This is a genomic window from Rahnella rivi, assembly GCF_019049655.1.
Taxonomy (GTDB): domain Bacteria; phylum Pseudomonadota; class Gammaproteobacteria; order Enterobacterales; family Enterobacteriaceae; genus Rahnella; species Rahnella rivi.
The window spans coordinates 61,231-86,146 of the sequence record NZ_JAFMOX010000051.1 but is presented as its reverse complement, the minus strand read 5'-3'; the positions used below and the strand labels follow the sequence as shown (position 1 = coordinate 86,146).

The window sequence follows — 24,916 nt, the reverse complement described above, 5'->3', positions numbered from 1 at the left end:
CCACTTAATTACGCCGATTTATAATTTTGGGTACAGCTCCCTGCCCGGTGAAGGAGAGGGTTGGGGTGGGGAATTCATGGCACCGCAGTCGCCAGTAAAACCCCACCCCCGCCGCCCCCTTTGCCGGGGGCGGCGTACAGACATTAACTCTGTTGTACGTGCAGACCGTGTTGCACCAGAACGTCCCCCAGGGTGTTCGAGGCATCCATTGATGCGTTGTGGTAAACGTCGAACGTCAGGCCATCCACCGTGCGTTGCCCGGTTTCACTCCATGCACCGTCCGTGCCCATTTGCAGATTCACCAGACTGCCCTCACCGCCTTTAATCACCACTTCATCGGACGGATTGTCTTTCACATTCAGCGCTTCATGCAGGTTCAGCGAGATGCTGTTGGTGCCGGAATTACCCAGATCGAAGATGTCGATATGCTCGACTTTCAGCCCGAGCAGCGTCAGATCCAGATGCTGATTGGTGCCTGCCAGCAGCAAGGTATCGACACCGGTTCCGCCGTCGATCAGACCGAAGTCCAGCGTGTGAACCGAGATGGTGTCGTTGCCCGCGCCGCCGATGGCCACGCCGTCAGTTGCCGTCAGGTCGATGGTCACGCCGCCAATGGAGAACGCCGTATCCGCATGCGCGGTGGTGTCGGCCGTGGCGGTATCGTGCGTGGTCGTCGTTGAGGCGCTGGTGTCCGTCGCTGCCAGCGGAGCAGTCAGCGTGCTGGTGGCGTGCGTAACTGAGGTATCCGTGGTGGTGCTGGTATCGGTGGTGTGAACCGCCGCCAGCGTATGGGTATCGTCCACTGCCAGCGACTGAACCTGCGCAACGTTGTTGTCCGCCGGTAATGTCGAACCGACCGTCAGCCCGACGTGGGCATCGAATCCGTTACCGGCCGCATCGACCGCTTTCAGATCAATCACCGCCCCGAGCAACGCGGCGAGCAACCCGGTCAGCCCGTAACTGCTCAGCAAGGCACTGCTGAACTTAACGGTCCACGAACCGTCCGCCTGCACGGTCCCCGCCAGCGTATTGCCCAGCAGCGTGACGCTGACCAGACCCCCTTGTGCGATGTTACGGCTGGTACCGCTCAGGGTCAGACCCTGACCACCGAGAATGCCGCCCACCACACCGAGCGTCAGCCCGAGCAGTGGATTGAGCGCCACCAGCGGCAGGGCGTGTGTCAGCACGCTCAGCGGGTTAGAGATGATGGCGGTGTTGCCCACGGTATCTGCCACCGACACAGAAACCTGCGTCGAGCCATCTGCCAGCCCTTTCAGCTCTGCCGAAGTAAACGGCACACTCCACGCGCCGTTAGTGATGGTGCCGGTGTGCGTCACGCCACCAATACTGACCGACACCGTGCCGTTGAGCAGGTTGGAGGTCCCGGTAATGTTGGTGTTAGCGCCCGCTTCCGCGGCGTTCAGATAGCCGTCACCGCCAAACAGTGAGCCGAGTGACAGCGTTGGCAGAGTATGAATACCGACCGTTGCCGATGCGCTTCCGCTGGTGGAATGACCGGCGGCGTTAGTGATGGAAGCACCGACATTCAGCGTCCCGTCGAGCAGGCTCGCCAGCGTCAGCTGCGGAACCGCGACGCTGAAGGTGCCATCCGCTTTCACCAGCGCCGTCAGGGTATTGCCGCCGACGTTCAGGGTCACGGTTGAGCCCTGCGCGTTGGTGGTGGTACCGCTGATGGTTTGTGTCAGCAGCGCATCCGCCGCGTTCAGCAGGCCATCGCCAAACAGCGGGTTAAGCGTAATGGTCGGCAGAGACTGCGATACCACGTTCAGCAGATTGGTGACCGACGCCGTATTACCGGAGCCATCCACCAGGCTGGCGATGACCGACTGTGAACCATTGAGAATGGCGCCCAGATCGGTCACCGGCACCGTCACGCTGAACACGCCGCCGACGCCCACATTGGCAAGGTAGTTTTTGCCGTTCAGGGAAATCTGCACCTGTGTGCCCTGCGCAACGTTGGTCGCGATACCGCTGATGGTCTGGCCGGTCAGCAGGTCAACCACGTTCAGCACGCCATCGCCAAAGACCGGATTAAGAATAATCGAGGGCAGATTGTGGATACCGACATTCAGCCCCAGGGTATTCGTCGCCGTGTTGCCCACTTCATCGGTCACGGTGGTGACGATGGTCAGATTGCCGTCCAGCAATCCGGCCAGCTGAAGCGGTGTCAGTGCAGCAGAGAACTTGCCGTCACTGCCCACGGTGGCCGTCAGGTTAATCAGGCCGCCGCCGACGTTGATGTTGACCGTTTCGCCAACATGCCCGTTAGTGACCGTACCACTGATGGTTTGCGTCAGCAGGGCTTCCGCCGCGTTGAGGATGCCATCAGCACCGAAAACAGGATCCAGCACAATTTTCGGTATGGCGTTGATGATGGAAGTGAGCGTACTGCTGCTGGTGCTGGTATTACCGCCGCTGTCAGTGACAGAAACCACCACAGGGAAGGTGCCGTCGCCCAGCGCTGTCAGATCACCCGGTTGCAGGGTGATGCTGAATGCGCCGGTACCGTCGGTCGCGCCGAGGAAGGTTTTCCCGCCCAGCGTGACCTGAACCTGCGTACCCGCAGTCACGCCGCTGACTGTCCCGCCAATCACCTGCGTGGTCAGCGCATCCGCTGCGTTCAGCAAGCCATCGCCCAGTACCGAGGTGAGGTTAATGACCGGTTTCACCAGATCCAGCACCGCATTGGCCACTGCCGAACCGACGTTACCCGCGGCATCCGCCACGGTGACGCTGACTGCCGCGGTCGTGCCACTGAGCAAGCCGAGCACGGACGGCGGAACGGTGACCAGGAAATGCCCCGTTGCATCCACTACGCCATCAATGGTTTGTGTACCGACCTGCACCGCGATGGCCGTACCCGCCGCCACATTCGAGACGGTACCGCTGATGGTCTGATTGACCAGCAGATCGGCGATATTCAGCACGCCGTCGCCAAACACGGTATTGAGCACCACCTCCGGCAGATTGTGGATGGCAATCCCCACCGGAATAGTGGTGGTTGACGTGTTGCCTGCCGGATCTTTCAGGGTAATGCCCAGATTCAGGTTGCCATCCAGCAATGCCGCCAGATCGCCCGGCTGGATCTGAATATTCCAGGTCCCCGCCGTCACGGTAGTGTTGTAGGTTTTGCCGCCAAGCGTCACGGTCACCTGAGTACCGTCAACCGCTGTCGCGACGCCGCCGATGGTTTGCGCCAGCAGCGATTCCGCGGCATTCAGCAGACCGTTGCCACCAAACAGAGGGTCCAGCGTGCCCAGCACCGGCAGCGTTTTAATCACGTCCAGATTCAGCACGGACGCGGTCACGTTGCCTGCGGCATCGGTGAGGTTCAGGTTCAGCACCTGCTGACCGTCACCCAGCGCACCGAGCAATGCCGCCGGAATGTTCAGTGACCACACACCGTTCGCCCCGACAATGGCCGACAGCGGCGTGCCGTTGATAACAGTGGACACCACAGACCCCACGCCCGCACCAATCGCCGTCCCGCTGATGGTTTGCGCCACCTGCGATTCCGCCAGATTGAGGAAGCCATCCGTCAGCCCCAGACCGCTGGTGACGTTGAGCGCGAGCAGTTTGTTGAAGAAGATATCCAGACCGGTACTGACGCTGGTGGTGTTACCCGCCTGATCCGTTACCGTCGCCGCCAGTGTCAGGGTGCCGTCGTTAAGCAGCAGCAACTGCGCTGGCGTCAGGTTGAGCGACCATGCCCCGCCCGGCTGAATAAGTGCCGTACCGATGGAGGCACCGCCCAGTGTGACGTTCACCGTCTGACCGTCTGCCCCGCTGGACGTACCGCCCACCAGTACGTTGAGCAGCGATTCCGCCAGATTAATGACGTTATTCCCGGCCACCACATCCAGCGCCAGCAACGGCGCGGTGGTATCGACGTTCACGGTGTGCGGAACCGCCGTGCCCACGTTACCGGCCGCGTCCGTCAGGGTGGCGGAGATCACGTTGGTCGCGCCGTTTCCTTGCGGCAATGCCTGCAAATCAGCAGCAGGCACGCTAACCGACCAGGTGCCGCCCGCCTGCACGGTGCCGTTGTAAGTTTTGCCATTCAGCGTCACCGTCACTACCCGACCCGCTTCGCTGATATCCGCCGTACCCGTAATCACCTGCGCAGATTTCGACTCGGTATTGTTGAGAACATCGTCGCCGGTGAAGGCATTGATGGTCACCGCTGGCACGGTGGTATCCACCAGCACGTTGCTGCTCGCAGTGGTCAGTGGCACCAGTGTTGACGCAGTGATTGCAGTGGTGGTGCCATTGACAAATTCAGCGGCAGGCACCAATGCTGACCAGATTCCATTTGCGACGGTCGCGAGATGCGGATTACCTCCGACGGTGATGTTGACCAGCGTACCGTCAGGCACGTTGATTGATTTACCCGAAACGGTAATGTTCGCCGGATTGCCATCCGCCACGTTAATGATGTTATCGCCGGTCACCGGATCAATGGTGATGGCGAATGTTGGCGGCGTCAGGTTGACCGTAATGGCCTGAGGCAGCGGCAGATTTGCCGTGTTACCTGCCAGGTCATTTACCGTTGCGGTGATCGTGTCCGCGCTGTCCAGCGTTGCCAGTTCCGCAGGGGTAAAGGTGGCACTCCAGGTGCCATCGCCCTGTACGGTTGCCTGATGGCTGATGCCGCCGACTGAAACCGTTACCTGCTGTCCGGCCTGCACATTCACTGTCGAACCGGTGATGGTTTGCGGATTCTGACTTTCGGCATAGGTCAGGTCGAAACCCACCCCTGCGAATGAAGTCACAGCAACGGCTGGCAACTGGGTCACGGCAATGCCGATATCGGTTGAAGCCGAACCGGTATTACCGCCACCGTCCGTCACCGTGACAGAGATTTGCTGTGCGCCCTGCGGCAGATCGGCGATTTCGCCCGAGTTCAGAGAAACCGTCCAGTTACCGTTCGCATCCACCGTCGCGCCCGGAATAGGGATCCCCCCGACAAGAACGACCACGCTTTGCCCGGTGCCCGTCACTCCCGTTGTCCCGCTAAGGACAATTGGCGTGGTGGCAGCCGCGGCAGCTTCCGCGGCACTCAGATAACCATCGCCAAACGGCGTGTTGATGGTGACATCCGGTGCGGTGAGGTAGCTGGTAAACGGCAGTGTCGCTGGCGTACTGTTGCCTGCGGCATCGGTCACCGTCACGTTAATATCATGCGCGCCACTGCCCAGAGAATTCAGGACGCCCGCAGGCAGACTGACCGTCCAGTCACCTGTGGTCGGATCGACGGTGGCGGTATAGGTGGTGCCGCCGACATCGATGGTTAATTTAACGTTCTGGTTGTCGCCGGTAATCCCGGTGTTACCCGTGATCACGTTCACACCGGCCGCTTCGGGAATATTCAGGCTACCGTCGCCAAATGGCGTGTCGATAGTCGGTACCGGGCCGGACAGATGTGACGTGAAGCTGATGGTCGTATCGTTATGGTTACCGACAGAATCGGTCGCCGTCACGGTAATATCATGCAGCGCGGTCGTCTGCCCCAGCGATGCCAGCTGAACTGGGGTGAGATTCAGGGTCCAGTTTCCGGTATCCGGATCCACGATTGCCGTAAACGGACTGCCGGTCATGCCCGCGATCGCCACACTGACGGTTTGTCCTGTGCCCGTTACGCCGGTGGAACCGGTGAGCGTCTGGCCGCCAACAGCCGCAGATTCGGCAATGTTCAGCGTGCCGTCACCGAATGGCAGATCAATCGTCGGTTGCGGAATGTTATTGATCCGCACATCAACCGATGCCGTCAGCGGCGAGGTGTTGCCCGCACTGTCGGTCACGGTCACCACGACCGGCCATGTGCCATCCTGCAAGCCCAGCAACTGTGCTGGCGTCAGGGTAACCGTCCAGGTTCCGGCAGCAGAATCCACCACCACCGGCACTGCGTTACCGTTAATGACCACAGTGACGGTTTGACCCGGCGAGGTGATACCGGTGGTACCGGTAATGCTGCCGCCCGCGGTCGCTTCGTCCAGATTCAGAATGCCGTCACCGAATGGCACGTTAATGCCAGCCACTGGCAGAACCTGCGTCACCGACGTGAAATCAAGGGTACCGGACGCACTGGTATTCCCCGCGCTGTCGGTGGCGGTCACGCTGATGGTGTGCGTGTCATCCGTCAGCCCCTGAAGCACGCCGGAAGGCACGGTCGCCGTCCAGGTGCCGTCATTGGCGACGGTGGCCAGCACCGGTGTGCCATCGACAGTGACCAGAACGGTCTGACCCGCACCGGTAATGCCGGTTGAACCGGTGATCAGCTGATTACCTGCCGCTTCGGTGGCGTTAAGAACGCCATCCACAAACGGCGTATTGATGGTCGGTAACGGTAGCGGAGACAGTTCGATATCCAGACTGGCGCTGGAAGACGCCGGGTTACCGGCAACATCCTGTGCCGTCACGGTCACCTGTACGATACCGGTGGTCAGCCCGTTGAGCAGCCCCGGCGCCACGATCGCCGTCCAGCCAAGTCCGTCAGGGTTCACCGTACCGGAAATCGGATCAACCAGCCCCGGCACCGTCACCAGCACAGCCGTTCCCGGCGCCAGACCTGAGCTGCTTCCGCTCAGGTTGAAACCGTCGGCCGCTTCACTGATATTCAGGATCCCGTCACCGGCAATCACGCCAATCGTCAGCGTTGGTAACGCGTGCGAGGAGAGCGTGAAATCAGCCGACGTGGTGAGGTTGTTCCCGGCCGCATCGGTCACGCTGACATCGATGGTTTTCGTGCCATCGGTGGTGATGGCCTGCACATCCACGCCCGGAATGGTCAGATTCCAGACACCCGTGCCGTCTGCGGTGGTGGTGTAGTCTTTGCCGTTAAGCGTGACGGTCACGGTCAGGTTTGGATCCGTGGTTCCGCTGACCGGAATACCCAGCGCCGCTTCTGCCAGATTGATGATGTCATCACCGCCGGTATCCACCGTCACGGTCAGGATCGGTGCGACGGTATCCACCGCCACATCATGCGTTGCCGTGGCGACGTTTTGCGCCACGTCATTCGCGGTGGCAGTAAAGGTGTTATTACCCGCCGGCATCGCCTGAACCTCAGCTGCCGTCATCGGGAAGCTCCAGGTGCCATTGGCCTGCACGGTGGCAGTAAACGTCGCCGTATAGGCTTCGCCGGTGATAACCACGGTGACCGTGCCGCCCACAGGAACGTGGGTGGAGGTACCGCTGACGGTCATCCCCTGATTGTGCTCAACGATATTGATGTAGTCATCGCCGGAAATCGCGTTGATGGTCAGCGTCGGCAGGTCGCCCGGCTGAGCGATCACGGTGGCGTTGTGAGTGGCAGACGCCGGGTTGCCGCTCACATCGGTACTTGTCGCCGTCACGGTCACCGGTCCGTCAGACAAGGTAGCCAGATCCGCGAACGGAACGGTAGCCGTCCAGGTGCCATCCGCACCCACCAGGGCGTTGTAGTCATTACCGTTAAAGGTCACGACCACCGTCTGCCCTTCTTCAAGATTCGTGGAGGTCCCGGTGATCGGAATATCCGCGCCTTTTTCTGCCGCATTAATGTAATCATCGCCCGACACAGACGTGATGGTCAGCGTCGGCAAATCAGCCGCCGCCGCATCGACGCTGAAGCTGTGATTGCCTGTGGTGATGTTACCGGCCGCATCGGTGATAGACGCTGACAGCGTGTACGTGGTGTCGGGCAGCGCCTGCACCACAGAACTTGGCAGCGTGAAGCTCCAGGTGCCGTCCGGCTGGACGACGGCGGTGTAAGTCACATTGTTGAAATTGAGCACCACGGAAACGGTTTGTCCGGCATCCGGGATGTCAGATGTGCCGCTGATCACCACCGGCTGCAAGGTTTCGGCAGCATTAATGATGTTGTCGATCGCCACCGGATCGAAGTTCAGCACCGGCGGCGTGTAGTCCACGGTAATTGCACTGTTGACTGTGCCCTCATTACCCGCGCTGTCGGTGGCTGTCACCACGATGTCTTGCGGGCCTTCCGTTATCGCCTGCAAATCAGCCGCACTGATGTTAACCGTCCAGATCCCGGTCGCATCGACAGTCGCCGTATGATCCACTCCGCCGATATTCACGACCACGGTCTGACCTGCGCCCGTCACGCCGGTGGTCCCGGTGAGGGTCTGATCGGCGCCCGCTTCCAGCTGATTGAGGAAAGTATTGCCAAATGGCGTTTCGATGGTCGGCACCGGAACGTTCTGCGTCGCGAGCTCAATATTGACCGGCGGCAGCGTGGTAGTGTTGCCCGCGGCATCGGTCAGTTGAACCGTCAGCGGATAGCTGCCGTCAGCCGCACCGTCCAGCGTATTGGCAGGAATGGTGGTGCTCCAGCTCCCGTCCGGCTGTACTTGTGCAGTATAAGTTTGTCCGTTGAAGGTCAGGGTCACGGTCTGCCCGGCTTCCGCTGCATCCGTGTTTCCGCTCAGGGTGATCGGCGCGCCCGCTTCGGCGGCGTTGATCACGTTGTCCGTCGCGATCGCATTAATCGTCAGCGGAGGCGGTGTGAAATCGACATTCACAGAACCGGTAATGGAGCCCTGGTTACCTGCGGCGTCGGTGACGTTAACCACCACCGGCGTCGGGCCTTCCGTTACGCCCGTTAAAGTGCCTGCCGGAACGGTGACAGTCCAGGTGCCGTCTGTCGCAACGGTACCGGTCAGGGGGATGCCGTCAATGATCACGGTCACCGTCTGGCCGTCGCCGGTCAGCCCGGTAGAACCGGTCAGAGTCTGTGCGGCAGCCGCTTCATCAGTGCCTAACTGACCATCGCCGAACGGCGGGTTCAGCGTAGGTACCGGCGGTTGGGTGTAAATACCAATATCCTGCTGCGTGGTCACGGTACCCAGATCGGTAGACACCGTGGTCGCAATCACATGGCTGGTGCCATCGGCCAGACTGGTAAGGTCATTCGCCGGGATCGGCACGGTCCAGTTGCCCTGCGCGTCGGTCGTGGTGGTGTAGGTTTTCCCACCCAGACTGACCGTGACGATCGTGCCCTGCGGCACATTGGACGTCGAACCGCTGATGTTCACACCCGCCGCGGCTTCCGTCACGTTGATATTGTTGTCACCGGCGATGGTATCAATGGAAATACCGCCGAGCGCTGAGTTGACGGTAAACGCATCGCTGCCCTGCGCCGGGTTTCCGGCCACATCCGTCACGGTGGCGTTGATCGTCGCCGGACCGTCGCCGAGTGTTTGCAAATCAACCGCCGGAACAGAAACGCTCCATGCGCCGCTGGCCTGCACGGTTGCGCTGTACTGAAGTGTGCCGATAGTGATGAGAACGGTTTGTCCCGCTTCCACATTCGTGGTGGTACCGCTGACGATTTGCGCTGTCTGCTGCTCCGCGCCATCAAGCGTATTGTCGCCTGCAAACGTCGAGACAGTCAGCGTCGGCAGTAAGGCCGGATCCGCTTTTACGGTGACCGGTGCGGTCGCGGTGCCTGCGTTGCCCGCGGCATCAGTGACGGTGGCGGTCAGGGTGTACGTTCCGTTCGCCACATTCGCCAGTGCATCGGCCGGAATGTTAACGGTCCATGCGCCGCCTGCGCCCACGGTACCGCTGTAGGTATGCCCGCCAAGCTCGATGGTGACGGTATCGCCCGTCTCACCCGCGCCCGCCGTACCGCTGACCGGGATAATCGCCCCGGCTTCGGCGGCATTGATGGTGCCATCGCCTGCAACCGGGGTGGTGATGGTGACAACGGGCGCAATGGTATCAACCGATACCGGCACAGAAATGTTGCTGGTGTTGCCTGCCGCATCCGTTACCGCCACCTGCACGGCGGTCGGGCCTTGTCCGACGGCAGTGAGTGCCGATGACGGCACAGATACCGAGAACGAACCGTCGGCGGCGACAACGGCGGCGTAATCCTGCCCGCCAAAGGTCACCACAGCGGTCTGGCCACTGCCGGAAACGCCGGTATTCCCGGTCAGTGTCTGGCTGACGCCCGCTTCGGCGCCATTCAGAATGCTGTCGCCAAAGGGTGTGTCGAGTGTGGCGTTTGGCAGATTGTGAATGATGACATTCAGCACATCGCTGCCGGTGACCGGTTGCCCGACGGCATCGGTGGCACTGACAGTAATGGTGTGTTGACCGTCACTCAGGGTAGCGAGATCAGCCGCAGAAACCTGCGCGCTCCAGCCGCCGCCCACGCCGACCGTCGCGGTGTACGTTTTGCCGTTGAGGATAATCGTCACGATGCCGTTGACCGGCACGTTGACGGAGGTCCCGCTGATGGTGACGCCCGCTGCCGCTTCCTGAGCATTCAGCTGGTTATCGCCGGTGACCGGATTCACAGACAGACCGCTTAGCGTGTTATTCACGGTGAACGATTCGCTGCCGGTGGCCGGATTTCCGGCCTTATCCAGCACCGCGACATCAATTTGTAATGTGCCGTTGGTCAGTGCGCCCAGCGCTGAAGACGGAATGCTGACGCTCCAGCTGCCATCGGCCTGCACGGTCGCGTTGTACACCACGTTGTTCAGGGTGATATTGACGACCTGCCCGGCTTCAACATGCGTCGTCGTCCCGCTGAGGGTCTGAGCCGTTTGCTGCTCTGCACCATCAAGAATATTGTCGCCAGCAAAGGCGTTCAGGGTGATGGTCGGCGCTAAGGCCGGATCGGCTGCCAGCTGAACATTGGACGTAATGGTGGTGCTGTTACCGGCTGCGTCAGAAAGCTGTACGGTCACCGGATATTGTCCGTCCGTCACGCCTGCCAGAGCGCCTGCCGGAATGGTCACTGTCCACTGCCCGTTTACCGCCACGATGCCGGTGTAAGGCTGGCCGTTAATCGTCACGGTCACGGTGTTACCGGCTTCAGAAATCGACGCGGTGCCGGTTACGTTAATATCAGCCGCCGCTTCGGCGCTGTTGATGTAACCGTCGCCGGAAACCGGATTGAGGGTCAGGGTTGGCGCGGTGAAATCGACAGTGGCGGAACCGCTGAGCGTCGCGGTGTTGCCCGCGCTGTCAGTCACATTCACCACAATCGCATTATTGCCTGCCGGTAATGCCTGCAAATCAGCAGACGGCAGGCTGACCGACCAAACGCCGGCGCCATCCACCGTGGCGTTATAGGTATGCCCGCCAAGGGTGACGGTGACGGTCTGCCCGTCACCGGTTTTGCCGGTGGTGCCGCTGAGGGTTTCAGCCGTTGCCGCTTCGGTAATATTCAGATAACCGTCGCCAAATGGCGTGTTAAGGGTGGGCACCGGAGCCTGATTATCCAGGCCAACAGAGATGCTGTTACTCAGCGTGGAGCCATCCAGCGCCTGCACGCTGGCAGAAAGTGGCAGGCCAGCAGGGTCAGCACCCAGTGATTGCAAATCAGCGGATGACAGCGCCAGTGACCATTTGCCATCTGGCTGAACCAGCACAAAGCGGCTCAGCGAACCGAAAGTTACCGTCACCTGCGCAAACGGCGCGACGCCAAGCGTGGTCCCGGTGATCAAAATGCCATCATTGGTTTCAGTGACGTTGATGACGTTATCGCCGGTCACCGGATCGATGGCGATACCGTTCTGCGAGGCATCCACGTTAAAGGTGTCAGTGCCCGGCGCGGCTTCGTTACCGGCTTTATCAGAAACAGTCGCGGTGATGGTTTGCGGGCCGTCACCCAGCACAATCATATCTGCCGCCGGAACAATCACGCTCCAGTTGCCGCTGGCACCCACGGTCGCCGTATAGGTGTGGCCATTCAGGGTGATGGTGACAATTTGTCCGGCTTCAACGCGCGTGGTGGTACCACTCAACGTTTGCGCGGTCTGGCGCTCAGCACCATCGACAATATTATCCGACGCGAAGGTATTCACCGTGATGAGCGGCGGGAGGGTCGGATCAGAAGCGACGTGAAGGGTGCTGGTATTGGTGATGGCGTTCCCCGCCGCATCCGTCAGTGTCGCGGTGACCACGACATCCTGATTAAGATTGTTCAGCGAACCCGCCGGAATGTTTACGCTCCAGCTGCCATCCGGCTGAACAATGGCGCCCGTATAATCAACGCCGTTAATGGTGACGACCACCGGACGACCGGCTTCGGATACCGACGCCGTACCGGTCAAGGTCATTTGCGTTGCGGCTTCCGCCACGCTGATGTAACCGTCGCCTTCCAGCGGATTGACCGTCAGGGTAGGCGCGACGGTATCGACAGAAACAGTAGTGTTGAGCGTAGTGTGGTTACCCGCGGAGTCCGTCACATTGATGACTACCGCGCTGTCCCCCTGCGGTAAACTTGCCAGCGCTGCCACCGGCAAACTGACGCTGTAACTGCCATCGGCCGCCACCGTGCCGGTGTAAGTCTGTCCGTTGATGATCACGCTGACAGTTTGCCCTTCACCTTTAAGGCCGGTGTTACCAGTCAGTATCTGATCAGTACCCGACTCCTGTGTGTTGAGCGTTCCATCGGTAAACGGTGTATCCAGCGTCAGTTCACCCGGGTGCACTGCGACGTTGAAGTCTTTGGTAGTCGAAATCGCATTGCCATCGGCATCCGTCATGCTGACAGTCAGCGTGGTTGTGCCGTCGGTCAGCGCCTGCAAGGCGTCTGCCGGAATGCTCACACTCCATGCGCCGTTCGGGCCTGTGGTGCCGGTATACGTCTGGCCATTGAGCGTAACGGTAATGGTCGTTCCTTCAGCCACATTGGACGCGGTGCCCGAAATCACCAGAGGAGACTGCCCTTCCGTCGCATTCAGCTGTCCGTCGCCGGAAATCGGGTTAACGGTCAATATACCGGCGTTGTCGTTTACCGAGAATTCAGCCGGAGTGGTGGTCTGGTTGCCCGCGGCATCCGTCAGGGAAGCGGTCAGCGTGTAGTCGCCATTGGCCAGAGCAGAAACGGCATTGGCCGGAATGGTCACCGACCAGCTGCCGTCCGCGCCCACAATGGCGTTGTAATCGACGCCGCTGAGGGTGACGACCAGCGTGCGCCCGGCTTCAGACACTGAAGCGGTACCGGTGACCGTCAGCGGTTGCTGATGCTCCACGGCATCCAGAATGTTGTCATTGGCGATAGGGTCAAGCGATACCACCGGCGGCGTTCTGTCGACCACCACGGTGACGCCCTGCGTAACGGAATTGCCATCCGTACCGGTGACGGTCACCGAAATCACATAGGTGCCATCCGCCAGATTTTGCAGATCGACCGACGGCAGGTTGATGTCCCATTTGCCGTCAGCACCGACGGTGCTGGTGTAGGATTTGCCATTGATGGTGAGGGTAATCGTCTGGCCTGCGGCCACGTTGCCTGTGGTACCGGAGAAAATCTGCGCGATGCGCGCTTCCGTCGCATTGAGGATGTTATCGCCCGCAAAGGCGCTCAGCGACAAGGTTGCTGCCTGACCGGTGTTACCGCCGCCATTGTTTCCACCCCCGGTATCGCCGCCACCGGTGTTTCCACCACCGGTATCGCCGCCGCCTGTGTTTCCACCGCCGGTATTGCCGCCGCCCGTGTTTCCACCGCCGGTATTACCGCCACCGTCGCTGCCGCCGTTATTGCTGCTGCTACCCCCTCCGCCGCCACCGCCACCACCTGCGGCAATCGCGATACCGGCACCGAGCGCAACCACGCCCAGAATGGCGCCTAAAACAGCGGGGTCAAAGTTGGAAGAGTCGAGGACCAGGGCACCGACGTCAGGAATGGTTTCATAGGCAGGGACGATCGGGACAGCGCCTGCGGTCGCGCCGGTATCGACAAAGGCCGCGTGTTCGATAGGATGCACGCCATCATCGAAAACCAGCTCGCTGTGATGGCCCTTGCCATCGGTATCGAAGAAGCTGTGATAACGGACCGTACGGCCATCTTTCATGTGGATGACAAGATCGTTCCCGACGCGCTCGTAGCTTACGACCGCGTCACGCGTCGCATGCACGCGTACTATGCTGATTTGATTGAGGGTTACGTCCTGGCTGGCGTTTGAAACCTGGGAGATCACCGCACCATTTGTACGAGAAAGAACATCAATAACAACGCTACCGTTCTGAGCCATGTTGTACCCCTGTCTGCATCCAGTTGTTGCTCATATCCGCCACGAACCACCCCTCCCGTCACAGGGAAGAGCGATTGGCGAACATGAAGACCATTGAAGTAATGGATTAACTTCCAACTGGTGATGAGTGGTACACAGACTGCAAAACGTACAAATAATGATAATAGTGATGCTTTTTATGTGTTTCTGTTTGGTGATTCCGTCATTTTTATCCCGGAAACTCCATAAGTTATATGCATGATTTGAGTTAAGTGTATTAAAAAAATGTTATCTTAAAGATAAAAATTATTCATCAAATGGATATGAAATATAATTTTTGACGGATGTGAAAATCTGGCCTAGCGAGGGATTATTCTGTTAATTTATTGAATTAACATGATTTTATGGAGGATTCACAAAAAGGTAAGCGCGATCATTGTCAAGAAAATCAACCATAAAGAGATAAAAAAAACCATCAAAACGGCTTACCAGTTTTGTGGGAACACATCGTTTTTTTTGAGCTTAATGCATTGAGTACAAAAATAATTAAGACTACGTGCAATCACTGAAACTTATCGTTTCTGATAAACTGTGCGGTCTGTTTAATCTCAGGTGTTTTTTCATGAAGGAAAAGACTCATCATCATGTCAGGTAAATATTTATCGCTGACCTCAACCAATATCACGAGATTCTTTTGGTTGTTCATTTTGCTGCTGGCACTGGGGCTGGGTCTTTACGGGTATAACTACACCAATGCTTATCTGAATGACAAACTGCGCACGGTGCAAACCACCGCCGACCAGTTGCAAAAACGTATCGATAAGTATCGCTACATGACCTATCAGATTTACGACAATTTCACCGGCCAGCCGCTGCCGCCGGACGCCGTGTCTGCGCAGGAAATTCGTCTGCGTCAGGACATGTTCTACGTGTCCAAACCGCGCAAGAAAACAGATGCCCTGATTTTCGGCACTCACGACAGCTCCACGCTGGATCTGACCCTGAAAATATCCGCCTTCCTGGATGAACAGTGGGGCGCGAAAACGCTGCCTTATTCGCTGTATTATCTGAACGGCCAGGATAACAGCATGGTGCTGATCACGACGGTGGCGCTCGAGGAACAGGATTCCCGTCTCAAAGAAAACTATTTCACCAGCACGCTGCAATCGCGACGCGCTGAAATGCTGCAACAGGCGAATACGCTGGACGAACGCGAAAGCTATTCCGGTCTGCGTAAATCCCGGCAGAGCAGCGACTACAGCTTCTCCCTGCGTACCACCTTCAATAACCCCGGCCATCTGGCTACGGTCATCGCGTTTGATATACCGATGAGTGATTTGATCCCGCTGAACATGGCGCGGGACAACTTCCAGCTCAATGGCAGCACGGCCGCCGTCAATGAAGGTGATCCGAGCGACGACAACGCCACCAGCAGCATCACGCTGCAGGGCTGGTCGCTGGTGTTTAACGTGCCGCTCAGCAACTCGCCGCTGTCGCTGACTTACCACGTGCCGCTGTTTAGCCTGGTGGTTGATCTGTCGAGAAACAACTTCTGGCTGATCCTCATCAATCTGTTCCTGATCGCACTGGCGATGACCAGCATTTACTTCATCCGTCATCAGTACATCCGCCCGAGTGAAAATATGGCGGCGCAGTTGCACATGCAGCAGGCGCTGAACCAGGAAATCATATCCGGGCTGCCGCTTGGCTTGCTGGTCTACAATTTCAGCAACCACAGCGTGATCCTCAGTAATAAAATTGCCGACCAGCTTCTGCCGCATCTCAGCCTGAATAAAATTGCCAATATGGCCGAGCAACACAACGGCTCGATTCAGGCCACCGTCAATAATGAGGTGTATGAGATCCGCATGATCCGCAGCCAGATTTCGCCGGAAACCTATCTGTTCCTGCTGCACGATCAGGACAAAGAAGTGATGGTGAACCGCACGCTGCAACAGGCGAAGCGTGAGTTCGAGAAGAATCTGCAGGCGCGCAAACTGATGCTGCACAATTTAGGCATCGAACTGAATCAGCCGTTGCAGGAACTGAACGGGCTGGTCGAGTCGTTAGTGGCGGTTGAAGAACCGCGCGAGCGCCAGATGCTTGAGGGCAAATTGCAGGTCGAATCGCGCAATGCGCTGACGCTGGTGGACAACATCACCCTGCTGACGCGGCTGGAAACGCAGGACTGGCAGCCAGCCAGTCAGTCCTATGTGTTATCCGCGATGGTCGATGAACTGCTGCTCGACGCCCTGCCCCGCTTAAGTCAGAAAGGGCTCGGGTTGCTGAATCATTTCCATATCGCGCCTGAAACCACCTTTGTCGGTGATATGCAGGCCGTGAAAAAAATCCTGTCGCTGCTGCTCGATTACGCCATCGTCACGACGTCCCTCGGCAAGGTCACGCTGACCAGCGAGCAGGACGAAGATCGCCCGGATCAGCTGGTGTTTCACATAACTGACACCGGCAGCGGAATTTCGAAGGAAGAATTGAGCAATCTGAATTATCCTTTCCTGAGTCAGACGTTAGTTGATCGCTTTAATCACGGCTCCGGCCTGACGTTCTTCCTGTGTAATCAGCTGTGTAAGAAGCTCGGCGGACAGCTGGAGATTCGCAGTAAGCTGAATATCGGCACACGTTATACGGTGCGCGTCAAACAGCGCCCGGAAGCGCAGGAAATTGAAGCGGAACACGAGAAACTGTTGACGGATGTGACGGCGCTGCTGGACATCACGTCTGACGAAGTGCGCGGGATCGTCACCCGGACCATGAACGCCTATGGCGCCGTGTGTATTGTGGCTGACGAACGCCAGCTGATGCGGGAATATGACGTGCTGCTGACGGATAACCCGCAGAACAGTGACAAATTTACGCTGCTGCTGACCGACGATGAGTCCGGTTTTCAGTCGCTTGAAAAGCATTATATTCGCGTCAATTACAACATCAGCAGTGCGCTGATCGACGCAACCCTACTGTTAATTGAGCAGCAATTTGCTGTGCCTGATGACAGTGTTTCATCCGAAGAAACCGGTGAAGACTCTCTCGACCATTATGAAAATCAGCTAAAATCAAGCGATTACTATCAGCTTTTTGTCGAGACAGTACCGGAAGATCTTGAGAAACTGTATAATGAAAACCAACGTCGTGATTTCACATCACTTTCCCAAACTGCACACCGCCTTAAGGGAGTGTTCGCTATGCTGAACCTGACCCCAGGCAAGCAATTGTGTGAAGAGTTAGAAAAGTACATCGCAGATGGCGATGCATTACAGATTACTGAAACCATCAATCTTATTGATTCTTTTGTCTCCAGACTGCTGCAGCAAGGTAGCTAATCACATGAATACTATGAACGTAATTATTGCTGATGATCATCCTATCGTCCTTTTTGGTATTCGTAAGTCACTTGAACAAATCGAATGGGTGAACGTCGTTGGCGAGTTTGAAGACTCGACTGCACTGGTAAACAGCTTAAGCAAACTTGATGCGCACGTGCTGATCACTGACCTTTCCATGCCCGGCGATAAATTCGGCGACGGCATCACGCTGATTAAGTACATCAAGCGTCACTATCCTCAGTTGTCGATCATTGTTCTGACCATGAACAACAACCCGGCAATCCTGAGTTCGGTGTTGGATCTGGACATTGAAGGGATTGTTCTTAAGCAAGGCGCGCCGACGGATCTGCCTAAAGCGCTGGCCGCACTGCAAAAAGGCAAGAAGTTTACGCCGGACAGCGTGGCAAAATTGCTGGAAAAAATCAGTGCCAACGGTTACGGCGACAAACGCCTGTCTCCGAAAGAAAGCGAAGTTCTGCGCCTGTTTGCAGAAGGCTTCCTGGTCACTGAAATTGCTAAGAAACTGAACCGCAGCATCAAAACCATCAGCAGCCAGAAGAAATCAGCGATGATGAAACTGGGTGTGGAAAACGATATTGCGCTGCTGAACTACCTGTCCTCAATCAGCTCCATGCCGATCGACAAAGACTAGTTTTCAGGCTTTCAGCGACAACTCTGACAGCAAAAAAAAGGCACCTTTCCGGTGCCTTTTCTTATGGCTTTTTTTCGACTCAGCTTTCCTGTACAGGCCGCGCTTTGCGCACCCGATCGCTGTAATAACTGAGCGTATCGCGCAGCGTTTCCAGCGTCACCGGCTTCGACAGGCAGTTATCCATTCCCGCTTCCAGACACCGCTGACGCTGCTCGGCCAGCGCATTGGCTGTTACGCCGATGACCGGCAGCGTATGCCCCAGCTCGCGCAGTTTTTGCGTCAGGCCGTAACCATCGAGACGCGGCATGTTCACGTCGCTGAGCACGATATCAATCTCATGTGCCCGCATCGCATCCAGCGCATCGACCCCGTCGTTGGCGGTCACCACGATATAGCCCATGGTGCCCAGCTGATCGGCGAGCAGACGGCGGTTGATCGGATGGTCATCCACCACCAGCAGCCGGATGTCGCTGTAGTCCTGCGCCACGGCATTGTCAGCCGCCGGTGCCTGTAATCCGCCCTCTTCCCCGGCCGCCTCAATCTGATAAATCCGGTTAAGCAGCAAGGCGATTTCCAGCGGTGTCGAGGTGCCGTGTACCCAATACCCTGGCCGGGTTTCCACTGGCGGCCCGATATGGTCTATCGAGAATTCAATCTGCGCGCGCAAGGTGCCCATGTGAATAAACGGCGTATCGGTGATCAGCACGTCTTCCGCGCCGGTCTGCTGCTCAGGTTCGTAACGCTGAATGTTCGCGCCGTGATAGCGCAGCAATTGCATCAGGTAGCTTTCGAGGTAGGCGTTGCGCACATCCAGCAGGACGGTTTTATCCTGCCAGTGATCCAGCGGCGCTTCGGACGGGAATACCGCGCTGTACAGCGGAATTCTCACCGTGAAGGAGCTGCCCAGACCCGGCTCGGATTCGACATCAATATCGCCATCCATCAGGTTGATCAGTTTTTCACAAATCGCCAGCCCCAAACCGGTGCCCTGGAAATGACGCTGCACGCCGGTCCCTACCTGGAAGAAGGGATCGAACAGGCGGGTAATTTCCCGTTCCGGAATGCCGACACCGGTGTCGCGCACCTGGAATTCAAGATAATTACCGCAGGTTCTGACGTTGAGAACAATGCAGCCGGTATCAGTGAATTTGATGGCGTTATTCAGGATGTTGGAGATGACCTGCTGCAAACGCACCGGATCGCCGTTAAACGACAGCGGCACGTTATGCTCGATAAAGCAGTACAGCCCGAGGCGCTTTTTCACCACCAGCGGCAAATAGTTACCGGCGATATGGGTGATTACTTCCCGGCAGGAGAACTCCTGAGGCTCGATTTTCAGCTGCTCGGACTCAATTTTGGAGAAGTCGAGAATGTCGCTGATGATTTTCAGCAACAGCGCCGAGGAGTTGTTCATCGCCGTCACCAGGCGGTCAACACCCTGCGGCAGCCCCTGCGTTTGCAGTAAATCCAGGTTACCGATGATGCCGTACAACGGCGTGCGCAATTCGTGGCTGACCGTCGCCAGGAACATGGATTTGGACTGGCTGGCCTGCTCGGCGGCGTTCGCCATTTCCTGCAACGACTCTTCCATTCTCACGCGCGCACTGACGTCAATCAGCACGCAGATCGCCACATCTTCGTTACGGTAGCGGGAATGGACAAAGCTCAGCTGGATATTGTTGTTGTTTTTCGTGATGACATCGACGAAGTTCACCTGCTGATCGCAGATGATGCGCGTAATGCGCTGACGGTCTTCCTGCGTCAACATGCTGATGTAATTGTGCGCCAGCTCGTTACTCAGAATGTTCACGCCGTCGCTGATGCGCAGAATCGAAATCCCCACCGGCGCCGACGCGACAATTTTATGATTGAACTGCTCGTGCTCTTCCAGGCGGAACGCATTCTGTTCGGCGGGTAAAAACATCTTGCGCTCGAACACCCACGCCAGAATGAACAGCAACAGGCCAGAGAAGATATTCAGCAGCACGGCGTTGAATATCATGATCTTGAACCGTTCGATCACAATATTGAACGGCATGGAATACACCACGCTCAGTGAGGACGGCGACAGCGGCTTTTTGTAGATCAGATCTTTGTAGCCGTTCATGTAGCCGAAGTAGGAGCTTTCCTGCGGGTAATTGCCCAGCGCGGCGGTATAGCGGTCACCTTCGGACAGGCTTAGCAGCGGCTGATCGTTCTCATCCAGCAGCGTCACGCCGGTATGTTGCGCGCTCGGCGTGACCAGATCTTCGAGACGCAGATTCTGCTGGATGCCCATCAGCGCTTCCAGCTTATTACCGACAAAAATCGGTGTCAGAACATACAGATAACCGGATTCTTTATTACTGGACTGCGACACCCAGTACAGGCTGTTTTCTTTATCCGGATTCTTGCCGTTACGGTATTGCAGGATTTTTTCATGCAGCGATTTCAGCTGATCCTGACTTTCCCGTTCAAAAGGCTCGCTGCTGATACCGAAATCCACCAGACACAGATTCTCACCGCCGATAAAGAACACGCGGTTGAGATCATAGGCATCGGAAAAGTTGTCTTTCCAGTAGTGGATCATATTGCCGAGCGACGCCAGCGAATTGCGGTAGCTGCCATTGAGCTGTGAGCAGTCAGACTCAGGGAAAAGCGAAAGGTAGGACGGCGGCGTATTCTTGGTACTGATCATCCCGTTGATGATGTCGAGGCCGTTCATTGAATCGCTCAGCCGCTTTTCCGCCATGAACTTAATGCTGCGCATCACGTCGTTGGAATTTTTGATATAGCTCTGCGCCAGATCGTAATTGAGGTTGTCCTCATCACGGATCTCCGACTCTTTGTTGTGGAAGATATTCAGCACATAAAAGGTGGTCAGCAGCACACCCAAAGTCCACAACATAAGCGCCAGCACCCGGAACAGGTAGCGGGAGATCCTCAGCGTTGTACGAAACGAAGCAAGATATTTCAAGGAGTAACCATCGGTGTAACGGCTCGGTGAGCGGAATGTGAATCAGAATACACTATTGGAGGACTTTCTAAAAAATCCCAAATAAATAAAAAAGGCATAACACGTTGCCATGTTATGCCTTTCTGACAACTGACTACGAAAACTTATTCTTCTTCGTCGTCAGCAGGCTGTTCGTCTTCACTTTCTGCTTCGTCTGGCAGATCGGCTGCTTGCGCCGCTTCCAGTTCGCCTGCTTCGGTGGCAACGCCATCCAGCTCTTCGTCTTCAACCGGTTCTGCAACACGTTGCAGGCCTACCACGTGCTCTTGTTCAGCGGTACGGATCAGCGTAACACCCTGGGTATTACGGCCAACGGTACTCACTTCAGAAACGCGGGTACGAACCAGCGTGCCGGCATCGGTGATCATCATGATCTGATCGGCTTCATCAACCTGGATCGCGCCGACAACCGGACCGTTACGCTCGCTCACTTTGATCGAGATAACGCCCTGTGTTGCACGGGATTTGGTTGGGTATTCAGCAGATTCAGTACGTTTACCGAAACCATTCTGCGTGACGGTCAGGATGCACCCTTCGCCGCGAGGAATGATAAGCGACACAACGCTGTCGCCTTCGCCCAGACGGATACCGCGAACACCGGTCGCCGTACGGCCCATCGAACGTACCGCTTCTTCAGAGAAGCGCACCACTTTACCGGCCGCAGAGAACAGCATGACTTCGTTTTTACCGTCGGTCAGGTCAACACCAATCAGCTCATCACCCTCGTTGAGGTTGATGGCGATGATGCCAGCGCTGCGCGGACGGCTGAAATCGGTCAGTGCGGTTTTCTTCACGGTACCGCTGGCTGTTGCCATGAACACATGACGGCCTTCTTCGTACTCGCGTACAGGCAGAATGGCGGTGATACGTTCGTTCGGCTCGAGCGGTAACAGGTTGACGATAGGACGACCACGGGCACCGCGGCTGGCTTCCGGCAACTGATAGACTTTCATCCAGTACAGACGACCACGGCTTGAGAACATCAGAATGGTGTCATGGGTATTGGCGACCAGCAGACGGTCGATGAAGTCTTCTTCTTTAATACGGGCTGCTGATTTACCTTTACCGCCGCGACGCTGCGCTTCGTAATCGGTCAGTGGCTGATATTTCACATAGCCCTGATGCGACAAGGTCACCACAACGTCTTCCTGGTTGATCAGGTCTTCGATGTTGATGTCAGATGAGTTCGCCGTAATTTCAGTGCGACGCGGATCATTGTACTGATCGCGGATCGCTTCCAGCTCTTCGCGAATGACTTCCATCAGACGGTCAGGGTTGGACAGGATGTACATCAGCTCGGCAATTTGCACCAGCAGCTCTTTGTATTCATCCAGCAGTTTTTCGTGCTCAAGACCGGTCAGTTTCTGCAGACGCAGATCCAGAATCGCTTGCGCCTGTTGTTCCGTCAGGAAGTATTTCCCCTCGTGAATACCAAACTCAGGCTCCAGCCACTCAGGACGGGCTGCGTCGTCACCGGCGCTGGCCAGCATCGCCGCCACGTTACCCAGATCCCATGAACGCGCAATCAGGCCCGCTTTCGCTTCAGCCGGAGATTGTGCAGCACGGATCAGTTCAATGATCGGATCGATGTTTGCCAGAGCGATAGCCAGTGCTTCAAGGATATGAGCACGGTCGCGGGCTTTACGCAGTTCAAAGATGGTACGGCGCGTCACCACTTCACGGCGGTGGCGAACAAACGCAGACAGAATCTCTTTCAGACCCAAAATTTTCGGCTGACCACGGTGTAATGCCACCATGTTGATACCGAAAGAGGTCTGCAACTGAGTTAGCGAGTAAAGGTTATTCAGAACCACTTCACCCACGGCGTCACGTTTGATTTCAATGACAATACGCATGCCGTCTTTATCAGACTCATCGCGCAGCGCACTGATGCCTTCAACACGTTTTTCTTTCACCAGCTCGGCGATCTTTTCGATCAGACGGGCTTTGTTCACCTGATACGGGATCTCGTGAACAATGATGGTTTCGCGACCGGTTTTGGCGTCCGCTTCCACTTCTGCGCGGGCACGGATGGAAATTTTGCCACGGCCGGTACGGTAAGCTTCTTCAATGCCGCGACGGCCATTAATGATCGCCGCTGTTGGGAAATCTGGACCAGGGATGTGTTCCATCAGCCCTTCAATGCTGATGTTTTCATCTTCGATAAATGCCAGACAGCCGTTGATCACCTCGGTGAGGTTATGCGGCGGAATGTTGGTCGCCATACCGACTGCGATACCTGACGAGCCGTTCACCAGCAGGTTAGGAATACGGGTTGGCATGACCGCCGGGATCTGCTCGGTGCCATCGTAGTTTGGCACGAAATCGACGGTGTCTTTTTCTAAGTCAGCCAGCAATTCGTGAGCAATTTTCGACATGCGAATTTCGGTATAACGCATGGCAGCTGCGGAGTCGCCATCCACTGAACCGAAGTTACCCTGCCCGTCCACCAGCATGTAGCGAAGTGAGAAAGGCTGAGCCATACGAACGATGGTGTCATAAACTGCGGTATCACCGTGTGGGTGATATTTACCGATAACGTCACCGACCACACGGGCCGATTTTTTATACGCTTTATTCCAGTCGTTACCGAGGACGTTCATTGCGAAAAGTACGCGGCGGTGTACCGGTTTTAAACCATCACGCACATCTGGGAGCGCACGTCCGACAATAACGGACATCGCATAATCCAAATAAGAGTTTTTCAGCTCTTCTTCGATGTTAATCGGTGTGATTTCTCTGGCAAGGTCGCTCATGGAGCTGCTATCCCTCTACTGATTATTCATGGCCGCTGCCCACGTAGGCATATATAGCGCAAAGGTGTAAAACTATACCACAAACCAGCGAAACGTGGAAAACAACCGCCCCCTTTTGGCGAGTATTATCCAACGTCTTTCAAACCTTTGCGCAAAGCACCGCATTTCGTATAAAGATTCGCCAGAACCACAAAACTGAACCAAAGCAGACGAAATAGGTATAATCGGTTTTATCGAGATATAAGGAGTCCATCACGCTCATGACAAACACCGCATCCACACCCGCCTCTGCTGCCCCACAGAATATCGACCACGAAGAGATCGCCAAGTTTGAGGCGGTTGCCTCACGCTGGTGGGATCTGGAAGGCGAATTCAAACCGCTGCACCGTATCAATCCGCTGCGCCTGAATTACATTCTGGAGCGTGCCGACGGCCTGTTCGGGAAGAACGTGCTCGACGTCGGCTGCGGCGGCGGCATTCTGAGTGAAAGCATGGCCATCGCCGGCGCGAAAGTCACCGGTCTGGACATGGGCGGCGAACCGTTACAGGTCGCGCGTTTGCATGCGCTGGAAAGCGGCGTGAAAGTCGATTACGTGCAGGAAACTGTCGAAGCCCACGCTGATGCGCATCCTCAGCAATACGACGTGGTGACGTGCATGGAAATGCTGGAACACGTTCCCGATCCGGCTTCTGTGGTTGACGCCTGCGCGCGTCTGGTGAAACCGGGCGGCCATGTGTTCTTCTCCACCATCAACCGCAATAACAAAGCCTGGCTGATGGCGATTTTTGGCGCAGAATATGTGCTGAAAATGGTGCCAAAGGGCACGCACGACATTAAAAAATTCATCAAGCCGTCTGAATTACTGGGCATGATCGATCGCACGTCGCTGTCCGAACGTCACATTATGGGTCTGCATTACAACCCGCTGACCGATCATTTCAAACTCGGGCCGAACGTTGATGTGAATTACATGATTCATACGCAGTCGGAAGAGAGCACCACCCTCTGACCTGCCGGAAATGACGCCGACGTCAAGCCCGGAAAATGTGTTCCGGGCGACATTAAGTGCAATTCTGCCCGCGCTTAGCGTGATGGGTTTTACTTAAACCTTAGTTTTTAGGGCGTTGGTGACGTCGGCGATGCAACATGATTTTTTAGAATAGTTATCCAGATCAAT

General features: G+C 56.7%; 6 protein-coding genes. 3 read left to right on the top strand and 3 right to left on the bottom strand.

Going from position 1 to position 24,916, the window contains the following annotated elements:
- Positions 1 to 143 precede the first annotated feature (143 nt).
- The gene (locus tag J1779_RS06530) at positions 144 to 14,018 is read right to left on the bottom strand and encodes an Ig-like domain-containing protein (RefSeq protein ID WP_217203194.1); all 13,875 of its coding nucleotides are present in this window, start codon (positions 14,016 to 14,018) and stop codon (positions 144 to 146) included.
- A 623-nt stretch (positions 14,019 to 14,641) separates the two neighbouring features.
- On the opposite strand from J1779_RS06530, the gene rcsD reads away from it, so the two are divergent.
- Together rcsD and rcsB are read left to right on the top strand one after the other, a co-directional pair.
- The gene (gene rcsD / locus J1779_RS06525) at positions 14,642 to 17,332 is read left to right on the top strand and encodes a phosphotransferase RcsD (RefSeq protein WP_217203193.1); all 2,691 of its coding nucleotides are present in this window, start codon (positions 14,642 to 14,644) and stop codon (positions 17,330 to 17,332) included.
- Between the two features lie 4 nt (positions 17,333 to 17,336).
- On the top strand, positions 17,337 to 17,987 hold the full coding sequence (gene rcsB, locus J1779_RS06520; RefSeq protein ID WP_056782307.1) for a response regulator transcription factor RcsB: 651 nt from the start codon (positions 17,337 to 17,339) through the stop codon (positions 17,985 to 17,987).
- Between the two features lie 79 nt (positions 17,988 to 18,066).
- On the opposite strand, the gene rcsC is transcribed toward rcsB, so the two are convergent.
- The gene (gene rcsC / locus J1779_RS06515; protein ID WP_217203192.1) at positions 18,067 to 20,943 is read right to left on the bottom strand and encodes a two-component system sensor histidine kinase RcsC; all 2,877 of its coding nucleotides are present in this window, start codon (positions 20,941 to 20,943) and stop codon (positions 18,067 to 18,069) included.
- A gap of 143 nt (positions 20,944 to 21,086) precedes the next feature.
- Complete coding sequence (gene gyrA, locus J1779_RS06510) at positions 21,087 to 23,738, bottom strand: DNA topoisomerase (ATP-hydrolyzing) subunit A (RefSeq protein ID WP_122097561.1); 2,652 nt, start codon at positions 23,736 to 23,738, stop codon at positions 21,087 to 21,089.
- 260 nt (positions 23,739 to 23,998) lie between these two features.
- On the opposite strand from gyrA, the gene ubiG reads away from it, so the two are divergent.
- Positions 23,999 to 24,748 carry a bifunctional 2-polyprenyl-6-hydroxyphenol methylase/3-demethylubiquinol 3-O-methyltransferase UbiG gene (gene ubiG, locus J1779_RS06505; RefSeq protein WP_217203191.1) on the top strand — a complete coding sequence of 250 codons (750 nt, stop codon included), beginning with the start codon at positions 23,999 to 24,001 and terminating at the stop codon, positions 24,746 to 24,748.
- The last annotated feature ends 168 nt before the right edge of the window (positions 24,749 to 24,916 follow it).